The 19,716-nt window shown below is 71.8% G+C and carries 19 protein-coding genes; 8 read left to right on the top strand and 11 right to left on the bottom strand.

What is annotated here, in order from left to right:
- Window positions 1-8 precede the first annotated feature (8 nt).
- A complete protein-coding gene (locus ACH4G3_RS30240) occupies window positions 9-1,421 on the top strand; it encodes a hypothetical protein (protein WP_397627485.1) in 1,413 nt (470 codons plus the stop codon).
- A gap of 18 nt (window positions 1,422-1,439) precedes the next feature.
- Here ACH4G3_RS30240 and ACH4G3_RS30245 read toward each other — a convergent pair whose 3' ends face one another.
- The 5 genes from ACH4G3_RS30245 to ACH4G3_RS30265 form a co-directional block, all read right to left on the bottom strand.
- Window positions 1,440-4,025 carry a bifunctional FO biosynthesis protein CofGH gene (locus ACH4G3_RS30245; RefSeq protein WP_397627486.1) on the bottom strand — a complete coding sequence of 862 codons (2,586 nt, stop codon included), beginning with the start codon at window positions 4,023-4,025 and terminating at the stop codon, window positions 1,440-1,442.
- A gap of 43 nt (window positions 4,026-4,068) precedes the next feature.
- Window positions 4,069-4,278, bottom strand: a complete 210-nt coding sequence (locus tag ACH4G3_RS30250) for a hypothetical protein (RefSeq protein WP_020275131.1) — start codon at window positions 4,276-4,278, stop codon at window positions 4,069-4,071.
- 47 nt (window positions 4,279-4,325) lie between these two features.
- On the bottom strand, window positions 4,326-5,180 hold the full coding sequence (locus ACH4G3_RS30255) for an LLM class F420-dependent oxidoreductase (RefSeq protein WP_397627487.1): 855 nt from the start codon (window positions 5,178-5,180) through the stop codon (window positions 4,326-4,328).
- Between the two features lie 66 nt (window positions 5,181-5,246).
- Window positions 5,247-5,753 carry a DedA family protein gene (locus ACH4G3_RS30260; RefSeq protein WP_397627488.1) on the bottom strand — a complete coding sequence of 169 codons (507 nt, stop codon included), beginning with the start codon at window positions 5,751-5,753 and terminating at the stop codon, window positions 5,247-5,249.
- Window positions 5,750-6,448, bottom strand: a complete 699-nt coding sequence (locus tag ACH4G3_RS30265) for a class I SAM-dependent methyltransferase (RefSeq protein WP_397627489.1) — start codon at window positions 6,446-6,448, stop codon at window positions 5,750-5,752. Before ACH4G3_RS30265 ends, ACH4G3_RS30260 begins: the two co-directional genes overlap by 4 nt.
- A gap of 135 nt (window positions 6,449-6,583) precedes the next feature.
- Here ACH4G3_RS30265 and ACH4G3_RS30270 point away from each other — a divergent pair, with 135 nt between their 5' ends.
- The 3 genes from ACH4G3_RS30270 (at window position 6,584) to ACH4G3_RS30280 (ending at window position 10,035) form a co-directional block, all read left to right on the top strand.
- The gene (locus ACH4G3_RS30270; protein ID WP_397627490.1) at window positions 6,584-7,726 is read left to right on the top strand and encodes a sensor histidine kinase; all 1,143 of its coding nucleotides are present in this window, start codon (window positions 6,584-6,586) and stop codon (window positions 7,724-7,726) included.
- The gene (locus tag ACH4G3_RS30275; protein WP_397627491.1) at window positions 7,723-8,373 is read left to right on the top strand and encodes a response regulator; all 651 of its coding nucleotides are present in this window, start codon (window positions 7,723-7,725) and stop codon (window positions 8,371-8,373) included. The genes ACH4G3_RS30270 and ACH4G3_RS30275 overlap by 4 nt, the downstream gene beginning before the upstream one ends.
- 147 nt (window positions 8,374-8,520) lie before the next feature.
- A complete protein-coding gene (locus tag ACH4G3_RS30280; protein ID WP_397627492.1) occupies window positions 8,521-10,035 on the top strand; it encodes a CehA/McbA family metallohydrolase in 1,515 nt (504 codons plus the stop codon).
- A gap of 9 nt (window positions 10,036-10,044) precedes the next feature.
- Here the strand turns inward: ACH4G3_RS30280 and ACH4G3_RS30285 are convergent, their stop codons facing one another.
- Window positions 10,045-10,881, bottom strand: coding sequence for an endonuclease/exonuclease/phosphatase family protein (locus ACH4G3_RS30285; RefSeq protein WP_397627493.1), 837 nt, complete (start codon window positions 10,879-10,881; stop codon window positions 10,045-10,047).
- Window positions 10,882-10,978: 97 nt separating this feature from the next.
- Here ACH4G3_RS30285 and ACH4G3_RS30290 point away from each other — a divergent pair, with 97 nt between their 5' ends.
- Entirely contained in the window at window positions 10,979-11,371 is a 393-nt protein-coding gene (locus ACH4G3_RS30290) for a nitroreductase/quinone reductase family protein (protein WP_397627494.1), read from the top strand.
- A gap of 21 nt (window positions 11,372-11,392) precedes the next feature.
- Here ACH4G3_RS30290 and ACH4G3_RS30295 read toward each other — a convergent pair whose 3' ends face one another.
- From ACH4G3_RS30295 to ACH4G3_RS30310, 4 genes are all read right to left on the bottom strand, one after another.
- Window positions 11,393-12,844: an aldehyde dehydrogenase family protein gene (locus ACH4G3_RS30295; protein WP_397627495.1), complete on the bottom strand. Its 1,452-nt coding sequence runs from the start codon at window positions 12,842-12,844 to the stop codon at window positions 11,393-11,395.
- Window positions 12,841-14,571 (bottom strand): N-acyl-D-amino-acid deacylase family protein, encoded by a 1,731-nt coding sequence (locus tag ACH4G3_RS30300; protein ID WP_397627496.1) that lies wholly within the window; start codon window positions 14,569-14,571, stop codon window positions 12,841-12,843. The genes ACH4G3_RS30295 and ACH4G3_RS30300 overlap by 4 nt, the downstream gene beginning before the upstream one ends.
- Window positions 14,572-14,658: 87 nt before the next feature.
- Window positions 14,659-15,777, bottom strand: coding sequence for an LLM class flavin-dependent oxidoreductase (locus tag ACH4G3_RS30305; RefSeq protein ID WP_397627497.1), 1,119 nt, complete (start codon window positions 15,775-15,777; stop codon window positions 14,659-14,661).
- A 120-nt stretch (window positions 15,778-15,897) separates the two neighbouring features.
- Window positions 15,898-16,668 carry an SDR family NAD(P)-dependent oxidoreductase gene (locus ACH4G3_RS30310; RefSeq protein WP_397627498.1) on the bottom strand — a complete coding sequence of 257 codons (771 nt, stop codon included), beginning with the start codon at window positions 16,666-16,668 and terminating at the stop codon, window positions 15,898-15,900.
- Between the two features lie 167 nt (window positions 16,669-16,835).
- Here ACH4G3_RS30310 and ACH4G3_RS30315 point away from each other — a divergent pair, with 167 nt between their 5' ends.
- From ACH4G3_RS30315 to ACH4G3_RS30325, 3 genes are all read left to right on the top strand, one after another.
- Window positions 16,836-17,579: a hypothetical protein gene (locus ACH4G3_RS30315; protein WP_397627499.1), complete on the top strand. Its 744-nt coding sequence runs from the start codon at window positions 16,836-16,838 to the stop codon at window positions 17,577-17,579.
- A 36-nt stretch (window positions 17,580-17,615) separates the two neighbouring features.
- Entirely contained in the window at window positions 17,616-18,407 is a 792-nt protein-coding gene (locus tag ACH4G3_RS30320; RefSeq protein WP_397627500.1) for a hypothetical protein, read from the top strand.
- A gap of 246 nt (window positions 18,408-18,653) precedes the next feature.
- The gene (locus ACH4G3_RS30325) at window positions 18,654-19,016 is read left to right on the top strand and encodes a hypothetical protein (RefSeq protein WP_392039689.1); all 363 of its coding nucleotides are present in this window, start codon (window positions 18,654-18,656) and stop codon (window positions 19,014-19,016) included.
- 23 nt (window positions 19,017-19,039) lie between these two features.
- Here the strand turns inward: ACH4G3_RS30325 and ACH4G3_RS30330 are convergent, their stop codons facing one another.
- On the bottom strand, window positions 19,040-19,678 hold the full coding sequence (locus ACH4G3_RS30330; protein WP_397627501.1) for a LuxR C-terminal-related transcriptional regulator: 639 nt from the start codon (window positions 19,676-19,678) through the stop codon (window positions 19,040-19,042).
- Window positions 19,679-19,716: the final 38 nt, after the last annotated feature.

Below are 19,716 nucleotides of genomic sequence, written 5' to 3' on the forward strand. Positions count from 1 at the left end.
TCCGGCATATGGGACGAATGCCATGGTTGCCGCGTGCTCAGCGCTGGGTCTGGGGGCTGGCCGCCGTCGCCGCGGTCTGCTGCCTCGGCACGATCCTCGTGTTCGACCCCGGCTACCTGAGTCCCGACAGCCTCGACCAGCTCCGTCAGGCCGAGGGGACGACGCGCCTGACCGACTGGCACCCGCCCGTACTCAGCCTGGTGTGGCGCGCGCTCATCGCGGTGACCGGCTCGATCACGTCCATGCTCGTCCTCCAGGCCGTTCTCTTCTGGGGAGCGCTCTGGGTGCTGGCCTGGTGCGTCTGGGAGCTGACCGCGAGCCGCGGCGGTTCGCTCGCCGTACTCGGCCTCGGACTGGCTCCCTTCGTGCTGACGTTCGTCGGGGTGGTGTGGAAGGACGTCCACGCGGCGGTCGCGCTGCTCGCCGCGTGCGCGGTCGCGCTCACCGGGCTGCGGCTGCGGGACGACCGGACTCCTCGTCCCGCCGTGCGGTGGGGGCTGCTCGGGCTGGGCGTGCTGTTCCTCGCGTACGCCATGCTGGTGCGCAAGAACGCCTTCTTCGCCGCGCTCCCCGTCTTCGTCATGCTGGTCCTCGCACTGTGGCGCGCTCCCGGGCGCCGTACGTGGGTGACGTGCACGGCGGCACTCCTGGCCGCCCTCGTCGTACCGACCGCCGCCATCTCCCTGTTCGCGCGGCCTCTCGAGACGGAACAGGCCGCACAGATCATGCTCGACGACCTGGTCCACGTACTGGAGGTGGACGAGCTCCGGACGGCGGACGTGCCATCCGATCTCAGGGACCGGCTCGTGGCCTCCGCGCAGGAGTGCGAGCGCGTCGGGGCCCTGTCGGACGCCTACTGGGCCTGCTACGAACGCCCGGCGGACGGGCTGCGCGGGGACTCGGCGGAGATCACGTCCCTGTGGCTGCGCGAGATGAGCGGGCATGTGCCGCACTATCTCCAGTACCGGCTGCGGCTCTTCACGACTCTGCTGTTCGAGACCGACGATCCGTACAAAGCGGGGGTCAGCCGCAACGACCTGGGCATCGAGGTGGCGCATCCCCGGCTGGAGGACATGCTCGGCACGTACGTCAACGGCATGGTGACGGACGTGCCGTGGCTGTTCCGCGGGTGGTTCTGGCTCGCCGTCGCGCTGGTGCTGGCCATCCGTCCGGGCAGGGGCCGGTTCTCGATGCCGGTCCGGGCGCTGGGCATCAGCTCGGCGGCCTACATCCTCGGCTATCTGCCGATCATGCCCGCGACGGACTTCCGCTACGTCTACTGGCCGGCGATCGCCTGCACGCTCGGCCTGCTCCTGCTCTGGCTGGGCCGGGGCGCGGCTCTCCCCCCGCCGAAGAGCCCCGGCGCCGCGCCCGACCGTGCCCTGACGGCACAGCAACAGGCGGACGCCGGGGGCCGGTAGACGGCCTCGGTCAGCCGCTCAGTCCAGCACCGGCAGCAGCTCCGGCAGGTGCCCGTCCGACGCCTGCGCCGCCCGCTGCCGCTCCTGCGGGACCTCCCCGTACAGGGTGTTCCGGGGCTTCGCCGGACGGCCCGCGGCGTCGGCCACCGCGATGAGGTCCTTGACCGACTTGTACGAGCCGTACGACGAGCCCGCCATCCGGGAGATGGTCTCCTCCATGAGCGTCCCGCCGAGGTCGTTGGCGCCCGAGCGGAGCATCTCGGCCGCGCCCTCGGTGCCCAGCTTCACCCAGCTGGTCTGGATGTTGGGGATGTACGGGTGCAGCAGCAGCCGGGCCATGGCCGTGACCGCGCGGTTGTCCCGCATGGTCGGGCCGGGCCGGGCGATCCCCGCCAGGTAGACCGGCGCGTTGGTGTGCACGAACGGCAGCGTCACGAACTCGGTGAAGCCGCCCGTGCGCTGCTGGATGCCGGCCAGGGTGCGCAGATGGCCCAGCCAGTGGCGGGGCTGGTCGACGTGGCCGTACATCATCGTCGAGGACGAGCGGATGCCCAGCTCGTGAGCCGTCGTCACCACGTCGATCCAGTCCGCCGCGGGCAGCTTGCCCTTGGTCAGGATCCAGCGGACCTCGTCGTCGAGGATCTCGGCGGCCGTACCCGGGATGGTGTCCAGGCCCGCCTCCTTCGCGGCGGTCAGCCACTCCCGGACGGACATGCCGGTGCGGGTCGCGCCGTTGACCACCTCCATCGGCGAGAAGGCGTGCACGTGCATGCCGGGGACGCGTTCCTTCACTGCCCGCGCGATGTCGAAGTACGCCGTGCCGGGCAGGTCCGGGTGGATGCCGCCCTGCATGCACACCTCCACCGCGCCGACGTCCCAGGCCTGCTGGGCCCGGTCGGCGACCTGGTCGAGGGAGAGCGTGTAGGCGTCGGCGTCCGTGCGGCGCTGGGCGAAGGCGCAGAACCGGCAGCCCGTGTAGCAGACGTTGGTGAAGTTGATGTTGCGGGTGACGATGTAGGTGACGTCGTCGCCCACGGCCGACTTGCGTACGTCGTCGGCGACCCGCGCGAGGGCGTCCAGGGCCGGGCCGTCCGCGTGCAGCAGGGCCAGCGCCTCGTCGTCGGTGAGTTTCGTCGGGTCGTCGGCCGCCGTGCGCAGGGCCTGTCGTACGTCGGTGTCGATGCGCTCCGGTGCCATGCCCGGGGCGGCGGCCTCGCGCAGGGCGGCCCAGTCGCCGTACACCTCGTCGAAGTCGTCCCGGCGGTCGCTGCTGCGGCCCTCGCTGTCGATCGAGGAGTGCAGGTCGGTGCGGCCGGACGCCACGAAGACCTCTTCCGGCTCCTGCCACGGCAGGCCCTGCGGCAGGGCCTCGGGGCGGGCGAGGCCGGTCTCCGGGTCGGCCAGCGCCGCCACGTGCGGACGCAGCCGCGGGTCCAGCCAGGGCTCGCCGCGGCGGACGAACTCCGGGTACACGCAGAGGCGTTCACGGAGTTCGAAACCGGCGGCCCGGGACTTCTCGGCGAGCTGGTCGATCTGCGGCCAGGGCCGCTCGGGGTTGACGTGGTCGATGGTCAGCGGGGACACCCCGCCCCAGTCGTCGATGCCGGCGCCGATCAGCCGCTCGTACTCGTCGTCGACGAGGTTGGGCGGGGCCTGGATGCAGCCCGAGGGGCCCATGAGGAGCCGGGCGACGGCCACCGTGGCGACCAGTTCGTCCAGTTCCGCGTCGGGCATGCCGCGCATCGCGGTGTCCGGCTTGGCGCGGAAGTTCTGGATGATCAGCTCCTGGACGCCGTGGTAGGCCCGGGACACCTTGCGCAGCGCGAACAGCGACTCGGCGCGCTCCTCGTAGGTCTCACCGATGCCTATGAGCAGCCCGGAGGTGAACGGCACGGAGGAGCGGCCCGCGTCCTCCAGGACGCGCAGGCGGACAGCCGGTTCCTTGTCGGGGGAGCCGTAGTGGGGGCCGCCCGGCTCGGACCAGAGCCGGGTCGCGGTCGTCTCCAGCATCATGCCCATGCTGGGCGCGACGGGCTTCAGCCGCTGGAAGTCGGTCCAGGACATGACGCCCGGGTTCAGGTGCGGGAGGAGTCCCGTCTCTTCCAGGATGCGGATGGAGATGGCTCGGACGTAGGCGATGGTGTCGTCGTAGCCGTGCGCGTCGAGCCACTCGCGCGCCTCCGGCCAGCGGTCCTCGGGCTTGTCGCCGAGGGTGATGAGGGCTTCCTTGCAGCCGAGCGCGGCACCCTTGCGGGCGATGTCCAGGACCTCGTCGGGGGACATGAACATCCCGTGGCCGTCCCGGCGCAGCTTGCCGGGGACGGTGACGAACGTGCAGTAGTGGCACTTGTCCCGGCACAGCCGGGTCAGCGGGATGAAGACGCTCTTGGAGTACGTGATGACGCCGGGGCGGCCGGCTGCCTCCAGGCCCGCGTCCCGCACCCGGGCGGCCGAGGCCGCCAGGTCCTCCAGGTGCGCGCCCCGGGCCTGGAGCAGGACGGCCGCCTCGGCGACGTCGAGGGAGACGCCGTCCCTGGCCCGTTTCAGGGCGCGACGCATGGAGTTCTCGGTGGGGCCGGTTCCGGAGGTCGCGGAAGTCGTCATCCTTCGAGCATACGATCGCGCTGATCAACTCGGCCGGGGCCCGTCAGTGGAAGGCCAGCCACCCGATGCCCAGGGCGGACACGAGGCCGCTGAGGGCCACGGCGAAGGGCCTGTTGCGGTGCTGCAGGCCGAACCAGACCAGCGCGGCGGTCACGAGTACCGCCGATGTGCCGATCGAGGCGCGCAACAGCCCTTGGCTGTAGCCGTATTCGGTGAAATGCCGCGCGAGCCACGATAACCAGGCAAGCCTCATGACGCCGTGCTCTCCCCCTGTGTCCGGACCGAGTCGTCAGCGAGTTGTCAGGTACCTGAAAGATACCCGGTGAGCCCGTCCAGGGCCTTCAGCACCTCCGCCTCGCCCGCCGGCGGCAGTTGCGCCACGACCTCCTCGATGCCCAGGTCCGCGTAGTGGGCGAGCTTGCCCGGGGTCGGGTGGACGGCGTACGGGACGACGTGCAGGGCCTCGGGGTCGCGGCCCGCGTCGGTCCACGCGGCGCGCAGCAGCGGCAGGGACTCGGAGAGGCCGCGCCCGCCGATGGGCAGCCAGCCGTCGGCGTACTCGCAGATGTGGGCGAACAGCTTGGGCCCGGCGGACCCGCCGAGGAGCGTGCGCGGGCCGACGACCGGGCCGCGCGGCTTCTGGACGGGCTTGGGGTGCGCGTGACTGGCCCGGACGCCGCCGAACTCCCCCTCGTACGCCATCGGCTCCGGTGACCACAGTGCCCGCATCAGCGCCATCCGGTCCCGCACCAGCTCGCGCCGGGTGCGCCACCGAACGCCGTGGTCGGCGGCCTCCTCGACGTTCCAGCCGAAGCCGAGCCCGAGCGTGAACCGGCCGCCGGACAGGTGGTCGACGGTCGCGACCTGCTTGGCCAGGTCGATGGGGTCGTGCTGGGCGACGAGCGTGATGCCCGTGCCGAGCCCGAGCCGCTCGGTGACGGCGGCGGCCTGGCCCAGCGCGACGAACGGGTCGAGCGTACGGCCGTACTCGCGCGGCAGCTCGCCGCCCGCGGGGTACGGGGTGATCCGCTCGACGGGGATGTGCGTGTGCTCGGGCAGATACAGCCCGGCGAAACCGCGGTCCTCCAGCTCGCGTGCGAGCCGGGTCGGGGTGATCGTCTCGTCGGTGAGGAAGATCGTCACGGCGATGCGCATGCCCTATCCCTACCCGATGCGGGTTCGACTGTCGATACCGACCAGTCGGCATTGTCGACCGCGGTCTCAGGTGACCGTCGCGAGCGCCGCGTATCCGGTGCCGGCCTCGGCGGTGGCCCACAGGAGGGCGGCGAGCGCGCTGTGGGGCGCGATGCGGCGGTAGGGCAGGCGGGTGGCGCCCGCGAGGTGCGGGGTGAGCGTGCGCAGCACCGGAACGAAACGGGCCAGGAACACCGCCTGGCCGCCGTGGCGGTCCATCCGGGTCTCGGCGGTCCGCCAGGCGGTGGCCGGTACCCGGCTGCCGACGCGCCCCGTGCGCAGCCGGTCGCCGAGCAGGGCTCCGGTGCGGTGGCCGAGCAGGTCACCGGCCACCGCGGCGCCCGCGGCGGCACCGATGACGAGGGGCAGGTTCAGGTGCCCGGTGCGGGCCAGTGCCCCGGCCGCCAGGAGCAGACCGAGGGTGGGGACGAAGGCGCCGACCAGCAGGACGGACTCGGCCAGGACCGCCGCCGCCAGGACCGCGTAGGCGGTGGTGGCGGGGACGTGACCGAGGAGGTCCGACGGGACGGTCACCGGTGGGCTCCGGCGACGTCACGCAGCCCGGCCCGCGTGTCCGGCGCGTCACGGGACGGGCGCCGCAGCTGCCAGACCGTGGCCGGGGGCAGGTTCGCCCACACCGACCAGCGCCCGGTGGCGTACCGGCGCCGGTAGGCGGCCATGACCTCCTCGACGGCGTGGTGCCGGCGGGCCTGCGCACGGGAGGACAGCAGGGTGCGGGCCTGCCGGGTGCCCCGGTAGGCGAAGTAGGTGAGGGTGCCGCCGGGGTGGAGGAGCTCCAGGTAACGGGCCATGACCGTTTCGGTCTGGCCGGGGGTGAAGTTGGTCAGGGGCAGGCCGGAGACGATCACGTCGTAGCGCTGTTCGCCGGGCAGGTCCTCGACGTAGGAGCGGTGGACCCGGACCCGCTCGGGCTCCGCGGCCAGGAGGGGATGCGTGTCGACCAGGTGGCGCAGCCGGGCGGCGAAGCGGGGGTTGGCCTCGACGACGTCCAGGCGGCTGCCCGGCGGCAGTTGCGGGATGAGGGCGCGGGTGACCGCGCCGGTGCCGGCTCCCGCCTCCAGGACGGTCAGCGGCCGTGGTGCGAGGGCGCGCACCGGGTCGGTCAGCGCACGGGCCAGGGCCTTGCCGCTGGGGGCGATGGCGCCGGTCGTGCGCGGATCACGGGCCGCTTCGGTGAGGAACGTCCAGTCCAGGGTTCGGGAATCCATGGTTTCGACGCTAGGAAGCAGCCCGCGCCCGGAAATCCCTCGTTGTGCGGCGGCCTGCCCCTACGAAAGTAGGGGGTCGAGGGCGACCGAGGTCGGAGGCCGGACAGGCCCGGCCCGCCTAGGATCCGGGGAGTGATGCGGAGAGTGAGCCTGCCGTGGGGCACCTGTGGGCGCTGGTGCCTGGTCGTGCTGCTGACCGCCCTCGCCGTCCTGAACAGCGCCTCCACCGCCGGCGGCCGGTACGTCACTCCCGCCACCGTCGCGGCGGTGCTGTGCGGAGCGGCCCTGCTGGTGCGGCGGCTGCCCTGGTACGCCTCCGCCGTGCCGGCCACCGCGGCGACCGGGCTGTGGGGATGGCCGCTGCTCCCGCTGCTGCTCGTGGCGCTGTTCGACCTGGCGGCGCGGCGGCGTGCCCGAGTGGCGGTGGGATGTGCCGCCGCCGCGCTGGGCACCAACCTGCTCATCCCGCCGGCGGTCTCGCTGTGGACCCCGCAGCAGTACGGCTCCACCCTGTTCGTGCTGCTGGCCCTGGTGGGCGGGTTGTGGGTGGGCAACCGCCGCCGGCTGCTGAAGGCGCTCGGCGACCAGGTCGAACACCTGCGGGTCGAGCGGGAGTTGCGCGAGGAGGCCGCCCGGGCCGCCGAGCGGTCCCGGATCGCCGCCGAGATGCACGACGTACTGGCCCACCGCCTGAGCCTGATCGCCCTGCACACGGGCGTCCTCGCGACCCGCGGCGAGCAGTTGCCCGCACCGGTCGTGGAACGCCTCGCCCTGCTGCGCACCGCCTCCACCGAGGCCCTGGCCGACCTCCGGGACGTCCTCGGAGCCCTGCGCGACCCCGGCCCCGAGCCGGCCGAGGCCGCTCCCGTCCCTGTCCTGCGCGACGTGACCGCGCTGGTCGAGCAGGCACGGGCGGCGGGGCAGCACACCGAGCTCCGGGTCGAGGGCCGGCCCGAGGAGGCTCCCGCCGCGCACCGGCTCGCCGTCCACCGGCTCGTCCAGGAAGCGCTGACGAACGCCCGCAAGCACGCCGGGGGCGCCCCGGTGCGCATCCAGCTCTGCTACCGGCCGCCCGCCACCACCGTGGAGGTCACCAACGGCCCCGGCAGCCCGGCCGCACCCGCCGTCGCCTCCGGTTTCGGACTGGTCGGCCTGCGGGAGCGCGTCACCGCCCTCGGCGGCCACCTGCACGCCGGACCCGGCGGGGCCGGCAGCTGGCGGCTGGCCGCCCGCATCCCGCACCCCGCCCCCCTCGAACAGAACGGCACCCGCACATGATCCGCGCCCTGATCGCCGACGACGACGCCCTGGTCCGCCTGGGCCTCACCGACCTCCTCGACGGCGATCCGGGCATCGAGGTCGTCGCCCAGGCGTCCGACGGCCTGCACGCCGTCGAGCAGGCCACCGCGCACCGCGTCGACGTCGCCCTCGTGGACGTCCGCATGCCCCGCATGGACGGCATCACGGCCACGGCCCGGCTGCGCGCCCTGCCCCGGCCCCCGAGGGTGATCACGCTGACCACCTTCGACCTCGACGAGTACGTGTACGACGCCCTCGCGGCCGGGGCCGACGGCTTCCTGCTGAAGGACACGGACCCGGCCGAGATCCTGCGCGCCGTCCACCTGGTCGCCGCGGGCTCGGCGATGCTCCACCCCAGCGCCGCCCGCCGCCTCATCGACCGTTACCACCGCTCGGGCGGCCCGCAGGCGACCGCCGCCCGTGCCCGGCTCGACCGGCTCACGCCCCGGGAACGCGACGTGCTGACCCTGCTCGCCCGGGGCGAGACCAACGCCGACATCGCCGGCCGTCTCGGCATGCGCGAGAGCACCGTCAAGGCCCACGTCAGCCGCGTCCTCACCGCACTGGAGGTCACCAACCGGGTGCAGGCGGCCCTGCTGGCCCGCGACGCCGGGCTCACCGCCTGAACTCCCCCGCCGACGCGGCTTGTTCGGCCGTTTTCCGCCGTCGGATTCCCTTCCCTTGCACGCCGGTTCACTGCTGAATACAAGGGTTGCACGCACCACCACTGCACCACCCATGCCTTGTCACCGACGACACCTGGGAGCAGCAGCATGTGCGAGGACAACCACGGCGGGCTCGGTCGGCGCGCTCTGTTCGTGACGGGAGCGGCCGCCGCGCTTACCTTGGGAAGCGTGAGCTTCGCCGCAGCGGCAGACGGGGAGCAGGAGAGCAGAACGGTGCGCGGCACCCTGCCGCCCGGCTCCCCGGACTTCGTGTACGTGCCCGTCGAGGTCCCGGCCGGTGTCCGGGAGATCAAGGTCGCCTACACCTACGACCGCCCGTCCGTCCCCGCCGGCACGACCGGCAACGCCCTCGACATCGGCATCTTCGACGACCGCGGCACCGAGCTCGGCGGCCGGGGCTTCAGGGGCTGGTCGGGCGGGGCGCGCACGGAGTTCTTCATCCGCGCGGACGAGGCGACACCCGGCTACCTCCCGGGCCCGGTGCGCGAGGGCACCTGGCACATCGCGCTCGGCCCGTACACGGTCGCCCCGCAGGGCCTGTCGTACGAGATCACGATCACGCTGACGTACGGGGAGCCGGGCGAGGCCGTCAAGCCGGTGTACCCGCCGGACCGCGCCAAGGGGCGGGGGCGTGCCTGGTACCGGGGCGACTGCCATCTGCACTCCTGGTACTCCGACGGCCGCCGCACCCCCGCCGAGATCGGGGCGCTGGCGCGGGCGGCGGGCCTGGACTTCATCAACTCCTCCGAGCACAACACCCACTCGGCGCACGCCCACTGGGCGGACGTGGCCGGGGACGACCTGCTGGTCATGCTGGGCGAGGAGGTCACCACGCGCAACGGCCACGTCGTCGCGCTCGGCACCGACCCCGGCACCTTCGTCGACTGGCGCTACCGGGCCCGGGACAACCGCTTCGGCCGTTTCGCCCGCCAGATCCGCCGCGCCGGGGGCCTGGTCGTCCCGGCCCACCCGCACGCCACGTGCGTCGGCTGCAACTGGAAGTTCGGTTTCGGCGAGGCGGACGCGGTCGAGGTGTGGAACGGCCCCTACACGCCCGACGACGAGGTGACCCTCGCCGACTGGGACAGCATGCTGGTGGCGTCCGTACGGGACGGGCGCGACTGGATCCCGGCGATGGGCAGCAGCGACGCCCACCGCGACCCGGACGCCGTCGGGAGCCCCCAGACGGTCGTCCTGGCCGACGACCTGACCCGGCAGGCCATCCAGGAGGGGATCCGGGCGGGACGGTCGTACGTCGCCGAGTCCGCCAAGGTCGAGCTGTCGTTCCGGGCGTCCGGCGGGCGCGGGGAACACGCGGGCATCGGCGAGCGGTTGCGGGTGGACCGCGACACCCCGGTCACCGTCCGCCTGGAGGTCACGGGCGCCCCGCGCTGCACGGTCCGGTTCGTCACCGACCAGGGCGTGCTGCACACCAGCGCCCCGCTGCCGGTGTCCGGCTCGGGTGTCGTCGAGTGGCGTACGACGCCGTCGTACGCGGCGTACGTACGGGCGGAACTGCGGCACGAGGCGGCGGCGGGGCCGGTGCCGGGTGCGCTGGCCGCGTTCACGAACCCGGTCTTCCTGGGGCGCACGGGCGGCTGACGCGGGAGGTCAGGCCCCGTCCGCGGCCGCCCGGTCCGCCAGGTCGGCGACGACCGCCGCGTGGTCGGAGGGCCACACCCCGTCCACGGGGCCGTGGCACGCCCGCCGGACCTCCCGTACGTGGCCGAGTCCGCCGGGGCCGGGCGGGCCCACGTGGATGTAGTCGATGCGCACGCTCGGCTCGTGGGTCGGCGCCACGTACGGGTTGGCCGCGTCCCAGGTGGCGGCGGGGGCGGCCGGGCCGGCGTACTCCCAGGCGTCGAGGAGGACCTGGCGGGGCACGGCCGGGGCGGTCTTGTAGCCCCCGAGGAGGCGGATCTCGTCGGAGTCGGGCCAGGCGTTGAGGTCGCCGGTGACGACGGGCGGGAACGGGGTGCCGCCGCGGTGCCGGGCGACGAACTCGGCGAGCGCGGCGGCCTGGCCGCAGCGGACCGCGGAGGCGTCCGGGGCGGAGGCGAAGTGGGCGGTGAAGAAGGGCACTTCGTGGTCGGGGCCGGCCAGGCGGGCGTAGAGGGCCAGTCGGCCGTCGTCCGTGTCGGCCGGGGCGGGCAGCGGCAGCACGTCCCGGTCCACGACCGGCCATCTGCTGAGCACGGCGTTGCCTATGTCCACCGTGGGGTCGCCGATCCGCCGCCGCCAGCGCTCCGGGGCGGGCGAGGGGGCCCAGGCGCAGTGCAGGCCCAGCTCACCGGCCAGCCACTCGGCGAGGTTCTCACCGTCGGCGGCCCACACCTCCTGGAGGCCGACGACGTCGGGGCGCAGTTCCCTCAGGGCCGTGAGAATCGCCTTCTGCCGGGCCTGCCAGGGCCCGAAGCGCCACCACAGGTTCCACGTCACGATCCGCATCCGCAGCCACCCGCTTTCGTCCCGCCGCGTCAGGGATCATTGAAGCAGGAACGGTTGCAGAAACCGTGAGAGCTTCGTGCGAAGGAGACCCGCGACGATGTCCCGCCTCGCCGACGTAAGGTTCCGCGCCGCCACGTCCTTCCAGCGCCGCATCAATCCGGTCATGCGGCGCCTTCCCCTCCAGACCGTTCTGGAGACCAAGGGCCGCGTCTCCGGCCTGCCCCGCCGCACCCCGGTGGGGGGCCGCCGGGCCGGCGGCTCGTTCTGGCTGGTGTCGGAGTTCGGCGAACGGTCGCAGTACGTGCGCAACATCAAGGCGGATCCGCGGGTGCGGGTGCGGATCCGGGGGCGGTGGCACACGGGGACCGCGCACCTGCTGCCGGACGACGACCCGGTGGCGCGGCTGCGGCGGCTGCCCAGGTTCAACGGGCTGGGAGTACGGGCGTTCGGGACGGACCTGCTGACGGTGCGGGTGGATCTGACGGACTGACTGCCCCCTGGCGCGCGGCCCTCACCCCGGCCACACGATCGCCTGCACCTCGCTGTACGCGTGCAGGGCGTACGAGCCGACGTCCCTGCCGACGCCGCTCTGCTTGAAGCCGCCGAAGGGGGCCTCCATATTGCGGCCCACGGTGTTGACGCCGACGCCGCCGGCCCGCAGGCGCCGGGCCAGCCGGAAGGCCCTGGCCACGTCGGCCGACCAGACGTAGTCGATGAGGCCGTAGTCGGTGTCGTTGGCCAGTGCCACGCCCTCCTCCTCGTCGTCGAAGGGGATGACGACGACCACCGGGCCGAAGATCTCCTCGCGGGCCACGCGCATGTCGTTGGTGCAGTCGGCGAGGAGGGTCGGGGTGACGTAGAAGCCGGTCGGCAGGCCGGGGCGGTCGCCGCCCGTGACGAGCACCGCGCCTTCCTTCCGGCCGAGTTCGACGTACGTCTCCACCCGGTCCCGGTGCGCCGCCGAGATCACCGGCCCGACCACCGTGTCCGGCTCCCGGGGGTCGCCCACTTTCAACCGGCGCGCGTAGGCGGCCAGTTGCCCGACCAGACGGTCGTAGATCCCTCGCTGGGCGAGCACCCGGGTCGGTGCCGTGCAGATCTGGCCGCTGTAGAAGGAGAAGGTCGTGCCGATGCCGGCGACCGCCGAGCCGATGTCGGCGTCGTCGAGGACGACCGCCGCGCCCTTCCCGCCCAGCTCCATCAACTGCCGCTTCATGCCGCGCCCGCACACTTCGGCGATGCGCTGCCCGACCGCCGTGGAGCCGGTGAAGCTGACCATGTCGACGTCCGGCGAGTCCACGGCTGCCTCACCGACCTCGGTCCGTGCACCGCTGACCACGTTGACCACGCCCGGCGGCGCACCGGCGGCCTCCAGCGCCTGAGCCATCCGGTAGACCGACAGCGGATCCTGGGGGGCCGGCTTCACCACGACCGTGTTGCCCATGGCCAGGGCGGGGGCGATCTTGCCGGCCGGGTTGGCCCAGGGGTTGTTGTACGAGGTGATGCAGGTGACGACGCCGACGGGCTGGCGCACGGCGAGTGCGCCCATGACGCCCGCCCTGCCCATCGGGCCCGCCTCGTTGATCTGCGGCGGGATCGCCCACTCGGCGGGCTCCACGCGCGCGTAGCGCCGGAAGCGGGCGGCGGCGACCCCGACCTGCAGGGCGCGAGCGGTACCGGTGGTCGCGCCGGTCTCCGCCCGTGCCAGCTCGGCGTACGGCACGAGACGGTCCCGGACGATGTCCGCGGCGCGGGCGAGGACCGCCGCCCGCTCCTCAGGAGGAGTGGCCGACCACGGCCCGCAGGCCTCGCGGGCCGCGGCACAGGCCGCGTGCACCTGATCCCGCGAGGCCTCCGGCGCCCATCCGACGGTCTGCTCGGTCGCCGGGTCGATCACCTCGTAGTGGCCGCCGTCCGGCTCCACCCAGGAGCCGCCGACGAACAGCGCCTGCCGTGCCGTCACCTCGTGCTCACCGTCTCCGTGTCCCGGCCCGAGCGCAGCACCCGGCCCGGCACGGCACCCGTCACCACGTCGTCCCGGATCGCCTCGACCCCGTTGACCCACACGGCCCGCACGCCCAGCGCCCGGGAGTCCAGCCGCGGGCTGTCACCGGGCAGGTCGTGCACCAGGGTGGCCGGGCCCGCGTCGATCCGCTCCGGGTCGAACAGGACGAGGTCCGCGTGCCAGCCCTCCCGCACCTGCCCTCGCTCCCGCAGGCCGAAGAGCCGGGCCGGGTCGTCGGTCAGCATCTTGACGGCCTGTTCCAGACCGGCCAGCTTCCGGCCCCGCAGACAGTCCCCGAGGAACCGGGTCGTGTACGGCGCCCCGCACATCCGGTCCAGGTGCGCCCCCGCGTCGGACCCGCCGAGCAGCACGTCCTCGTGCCGCCAGGTCTCAGCCCGCAGCGCCCAGGACGCCGGGTCGTTGTCGGGCGGCATCGGCCACAACACCGTGCGCAGCTCGTCGTTGGCGCAGATCTCCACCAGGCACGCGAAGGGCTCCTGCCCGCGCTCCCCGGCGATGTCCTCGACCACGCGCCCGGTCAGCCCGGCGTTCGCCTCGCTGTAGGTGTCGCCGATGACGTACCGCCCGAAGTTCGCCAGCCGCCGGAAGACGCCCGCCTCCTTGGACCGGGCGCGCCGCAGCATCCCGTCCCGTACGTCCGGGTCGCGCAGCTTCTCGATCCGCTCGGGCACGGGCAGCCCCAGGATCGGCCCCCACCCGGGGATGAGGTTCAGCGCGCAGAACGTCCCCAGCGACATGTTCATCGGCGTGAGGATCGGCATGGTGAGGGCCACGACCCGCCCGCCCGCCTTCCGCGCCTGCTCGCTCGCCAGGAGCTGCCGGGGCACCCGCTCGGGAACGGCCGCGTCGATCGTCAGCACGTTCCAGTTCAGCGGCCGCCCCGCCGCCGCGCTCATCTCGGCGAAGAGGTCGATCTCCGCGTCGCTGAACTGGTCCAGACAGCCCGCGACGATGGCCTCGATCTGCGTGCCCTCGTGCTCCCCGACGGCCCGCGACAGCGCCAGCAGCTCGGCCGGACCTGCGTGGCAAGAGGCGACCGGCTTTCCGTCGCCGTCGGAGTGGCTGGTCGACTGGGTGGTGGAGAACCCCCAGGCACCGGCGTCCATGGCCTCCCGCAACAGCGCGACCATCGCCGCCCGTTGCTCCCCGGACGGCTGCCCTCCGATGGCCTCCGGCCCCATCACATACCGCCGCAGCGCACAGTGCCCCACCATGAACCCGGCGTTGACGGCGATCCGCCCCTCCAGGGCGTCCAGGTACTCCCCGAAGGAATGCCAGCTCCAGGGCGCCCCTTCCTCCAGCGCCACCAGCGACATGCCCTCGACCTTGGACATCATCCGGCGTGTGTAGTCGGCGTCCTCGGGGCGGTCCGGGTGCAGCGGGGCAAGAGTGAACCCGCAGTTCCCGCCGGCGACGGTGGTGACCCCGTGGTTGAGGGAGGGCGTCGCGTACGGGTCCCAGAAGAGCTGGGCATCGTAGTGGGTGTGGGGGTCGACGAAGCCGGGGGTGAGGACGAGGCCGTGCGCGTCCTCGGTGGTGCGTGCTTCCGCGGTGATCGGGCCGATGGCCGCGATCCGACCGTCCTGGATGCCGACGTCGGCGGTGTACGCGGGCGCACCGGTCCCGTCCACGACGGTCGCGCCCTTGATGACGTGATCGAGCATGACCACTCAACTCCTTGAGTACGGTTCCTTCAGGGGCGCGGGGAACTGCGCGACCAGCCCCCACGAACCCGCACCCGCCAACGGCGATCAGACACCCTTCCGGAACCGCGAAGTCCGATGCACAGGATCCGTATCGATCTTCGGAATCACATGCTCCCCGACCAGCCGGATCGTCTGAAGCGTCTCCTCCTTCGGCACCCCCACCGGCAGCCCGAAACTCAACTGATCCGCCCCCGCCTGCTCCCACCGCTTGCACTGCGTGAGCACCTCGTCCGGATCCCCGCAGATCAGCAGCTCCTCCTCGATGAGGACCTCCACCAACTCCTCGGTGTACTCCGGCAGCGTCTCGGGCCACACCGGAAACCCCTCGGGCCGGGGAAACGTGTCGTGGTACCGGAACACCAGCGACGGCAGATAGTGGAGCTGCCCGTTCGCCGCGATCCGCACCGCCTCCGCATGCGTCGGCGCACAGATCGCCGTGGTGGTCACCATCACGTTGTCGTTGACGAAGTCACCGACCGGCTCGGCGTCCACGATCGCCGTCTTGTACTGCTCCAGCACCCACTCCATGTCGGAGACCTTCTGCACGCTGAAGCCGAGCACGCCGAGCCCTTTCCTCGCGGCCATGGCGTACGACGGCGGCGACCCGGCCGCGTACCACATCGCCGGGTGGGAGCCGCCGTACGGCTTCGGCAGGACCTTCCTCGGCGGCAGCGACCAGTGTTTGCCCTGGAAGCCGGCGTACTCGTCCTGGAGCCACATCCTGGGGAACTCGGCGATGGTCTCTTCCCAGATCTCCTTGGTGTGGTTCATGTCGGTCACCCCCGGCATGAACCCCAGGATCTCGTGCGAGCCGGCGCCCCGCCCGCTGCCGAACTCGAACCGCCCCTCGCTGAGATGGTCGAGCATGGCGACCTTCTCGGCGACCTTCACGGGGTGGTTGACCGGGGCGAGCGGGTTGAAGATGCCCGAGCCCAGGTGGATCCGCTCGGTGGCGTGTGCCAGGTACCCGAGGAAGACGTCGTTGGCGGACAGGTGCGAGTACTCGTCCAGGAAGTGGTGCTCGGAGGCCCAGGCGTACTTGAAGCCCGACCTGTCGGCCTGGATGACGTACTCGGTCTCCTCCATCAGCGCCTTGTGTTCGGCGAGCGGGTCGGTCTCGGCCCGTTTGCCCACGTATCCCTGTACGAAGACCCCGAATTCCAAGGAGATTCACCGCCCCACAGTCAGTTCTGACGGTACGTCAGATACCTGGCTCCGACTGTTCCACCGCTCCCCGGGAGCGTCAATAGATGACGGCCCGTCAGGTCGCACCGGGCGCGCGGGTCAGATGACGCTCACGCCCGCCAGCCACCCGCCGTCGATCACGAACGGCTGCCCGGTGATGTAGGAGGAGTCGTCGCACGACAGGAACAGGGCGAGCCGCGCCACCTCCTCCGGCCGCCCGACCCGCCCCAGCGGCACGAGCTTGCGGTACAGCCGGTCGAGGCCGCTGGCCGTCTCCTCCGCGTCGGCGTCCGGGTCCAGCCGGGCCGGGTTGGACATCGCGGTGTCGATGGCGCCCGGGCAGACGGCGTTGACGCGTATCCCCCGCCCGGCCAGCTCCAGCGCGGCGACCCGGGTCAGACCGACCACCGCGTGCTTGCTCGCCGCGTACGCGCCCACTGCAGCCATCCCGGTCAGGCCGGTGTACGAGGCGGTGTTGACGATCGTGCCCCCGTCGGCCATCCCGGGGGCGACGGCCCTAATGCCGAGGAAGCAGCCCACCTGGTTGACCTGGACGACCTGCATGAACTCGTCGAGGGGCGTGTCGAGGAGGGAGTTGAAGCGGAGGACGCCGGCGTTGTTGACGAGCCCGTCGATCCGGCCGTACGCGTCCTGGGCTGCGGTGACGGCGGCCTGCCAGTCGTCCTCCCGGCCGACGTCGAGGTGGACGTACCGGGCGCCGATCTCCTTCGCGAGGGCCTCGCCCTGGTCGTCGAGGACGTCCGCGACGACCACCCGGGCGCCCTCGGCCGCGAACAGCCGGGCCTCTTGCTCGCCCTGGCCCCGCGCGGCGCCGGTGATGATGACGACCCGTCCGTCGAGCTTGCCCATGGCAGCCCCCTTCGCGCGGTGGACACGGTGGACTCCGCATCGTACCGACATACCTGACGGAGCGTCAGATGCAAGGCCGGGCCGTTGCTGAGGCGAATCTCACGTAACCCGCAAGTAGGGATGTTTGACCCTGTCGGGGCCGGTCGGGACCTTCCAGGATCAGGCCCATGGCCAAGAGAAGACTGAAGAACAGAAAGATCAGGATCGTCGCGGTCGGATCGGCTCTCGTGACCGGTGGCGCCGTGGCCACGGTGCTGCTTCCGTCGGCGAACGCCGCCGACGAGAAGACACCCGAGCAGATCATGACGATGTGCCAGCGGGCCAAGGTGCTCAACGGAAAGCAGCAGTCCATCTCCGATTTCGGCGGCCATCCCGTCGCCGGCCCGAGTTTCGCGTCCGACAACTGCGATTTCGTCGAGACGAAGTTCGAGACCTTCGACGGGCCGGCCGAAAAGGCCTCCGTCGACTTCCCGAACTGCGAACCGAACGCCACCGAACCGGCGAAGGTGTCGGTCACCTGGCAGGCGACGACCGCACAGGGCCAGGGCAAGTACACCGTCACCCAGCAGGGCGGCGCCGGAGGGCTCTTCGGGGCGCTGAGCGGATCCTGGGTCAAGCACAAGGGCACCCTCGACATGACGGTCCGGTCGGCGACCGCGGGTGACACGGAACAGCGGGAGGTCCCGGTCGGCAAGGTGCTCCACATGCAGTTCACGCCGAAGATGCAGCGCATGACGGGCGAATGGCGGGTGCGGATCGACGCCCGTGAGGCGACGACCGTCACCAACGCCACCCCGGAACAGAACTTCGTGGCGCCGGAGGTCGTCGAGGGCCCGGTCGTGCTGCCGGGCGCGGCCGGCGCGCCGGGTGTCGTGGACGGCACCTCCAAGGCCGTACTGACCGACTGCTGACCCACCGCAGCCTTCCTTCCCCCACAGGAGAACCCCATGACACGCACCGGCCGCTCGAGAAGCCACCGGAGCAAGAAGAAGCGCATCACCCTCGCCCTGGCCCCGGTCGCGGCCGTCGCGGTGGCCGTACCGCTGATGAACCCGGCGGGTGCCGCCACCCCCTCCGAAGTGACCGCCGACTGCTCGGCGGACTCCGACAAACTGGAGAACTGCGAGTTCGTCGACGTCCAGTTCAAGCGGAACAACCTCGGGCCCAATCAGCGAGTCTCCGCGGTGACAGACAACTGCGGATCGACGAGCACCGCCTCGAAGACCTTCAACGTGAGCACGTCCGTCACCAGGACCATTCAGCTGGAGGACGGATTCACCGCGGGTGCCGACACGAAACTCGGCAATTCCTTCTTCGAGATCGGCGTGAAGTTCAGCACGTCCGAGATCAACATCACGCGTGACGACAAGACGACCACCTTGCAGTTCAGCAGGACGGACACCGTGCAGCCGGACAGCGTCGGGTTCTTCATGTGGTCCGCGAAGCGCACCGACGTGAGCGGCTATCTCAAGGCCACGTACAAGGAGGCGCAGGACGGCGGCAAGGTCTTCTTCTCGCCGGGCGAGGGCGCCACGAGCGTGCACGTCTTCTACCCGCAGATCCTGAAGAACGGCACCCCGGACGGGCGGCTGTGGCTGCGCAACGTGAAGTGCGGAACGCCGGAGGCGTCGGGCCTGAAGAATTCCACGCGCGCCCTGCGGTCCGAACCGGGATTCGGTGAGGCCGGCGAGAACGTCACCGACGTCGAGATCCCGCTGTCGGAGATTCCGGCGCCGTAGCCGGTCGCTCCGGAGGTTCTCAGTCGAGGTCGAGGTCGTGTAGCGCGGGTACGGGTTCTTGATGCCGTACCGCAGGCTGGTGCTCGACTACGGGCACAAGCCCCGCTCCTCCGAGTCGCGGGCAGCAGATCATGGCGTCCGCACCCCCTGTTAGCCTCGTACGGCTCTGACCACTCGTCACCGTAAAACAGGGGGATTGAATTGCGCATCAAGCGGATTGTTCAGGGCGGAATGTCCGCACTGGCCATGGGTGCTGTCGCAGTGGCCATGGTGCCGGGCTCCGCGCAGGCGGTGAACTGGGACCACGGACCGCTGTACGACCGGGGCAAGCACGCGGCGGCCTACATCGAGGAGCACGGCGACCACCTCAAGGTCTGTGACACCAAGAGTGACGGCAAGAAGGCGTGGGTGAACGTCTTCGACTACTACAGTGGCGACCTCGTGTACAGCCTCACCGACACGAAGAACGACGGTAAGTGCAGCTACCGGGACGCCTCGGACGGCGGCAAGTACAACCTCGCGGAAGACCAGAAATTCGACGTCATAGTCTCGCATGAGCCCTCGGACAATTCGGGCTCTTACCACTTCCAATTCCTCAACGATCACTGATCCCCACGTCACTTGCCACTCTCTCAGACGCGAAGCACGGGCGCGGCTCCCAGCCACCTCAGGACCGCGTCCGTGCTGCCTCGCGCGTCCAGCTTGGCGTAGATGTTGCTGAGGTTGTTGCGGACGGTCTTCTCGCTCAGCCGTAACCGCAGCCCGATCTCCTGCGCGCCCAGGCCGGTCGACAGCAACTCCATGATCTGCCGCTCGCGCGGGGAGAGCTGTCCGCGCAGCCGCTCCAGCGCCGTGTCCTCGGTGGTCACCTGCCGGGCCCCCTCGCGCAGGGCCGCGCAGGCCGCCGGGGAGAGGTAGGTGTGCCCGATGGTGGCCCCGACGACGGCCGAGGAGAGCATGCAGGTGCAGTAGTCGCCCTCGACCAGGTATCCGGCGCCGCCCCGGAACACCTCCACGATGGTCTCGGCGTCCCGGTGCGGCCCGATCACGATCACCGGCACGCCGTCGGCCCGCAACTCCCGCAGCCCGTCGACCGGTTCGGCGCAGCGCAGGACGACGACGTCGACGCCGTCCGGGACACGGAAGGGCGGGGGCGGGCGCAGGCTCACCGCCTGCTCGACGTACGGGTCGTCCGCGGCCGGCCAGTCGGGATGCGGCCAGGGGCCCTCCGGGCAGGCGAGGGCGACGGAGAGTTTCCGGGAAGTGCGCACGTCATTGTGTCCTTCCGCCGAAGCCGTACGAGTCCGTA

The organism is Streptomyces afghaniensis (assembly GCF_044327915.1).
Classification (GTDB): Bacteria; Actinomycetota; Actinomycetes; order Streptomycetales; family Streptomycetaceae; genus Streptomyces; species Streptomyces afghaniensis.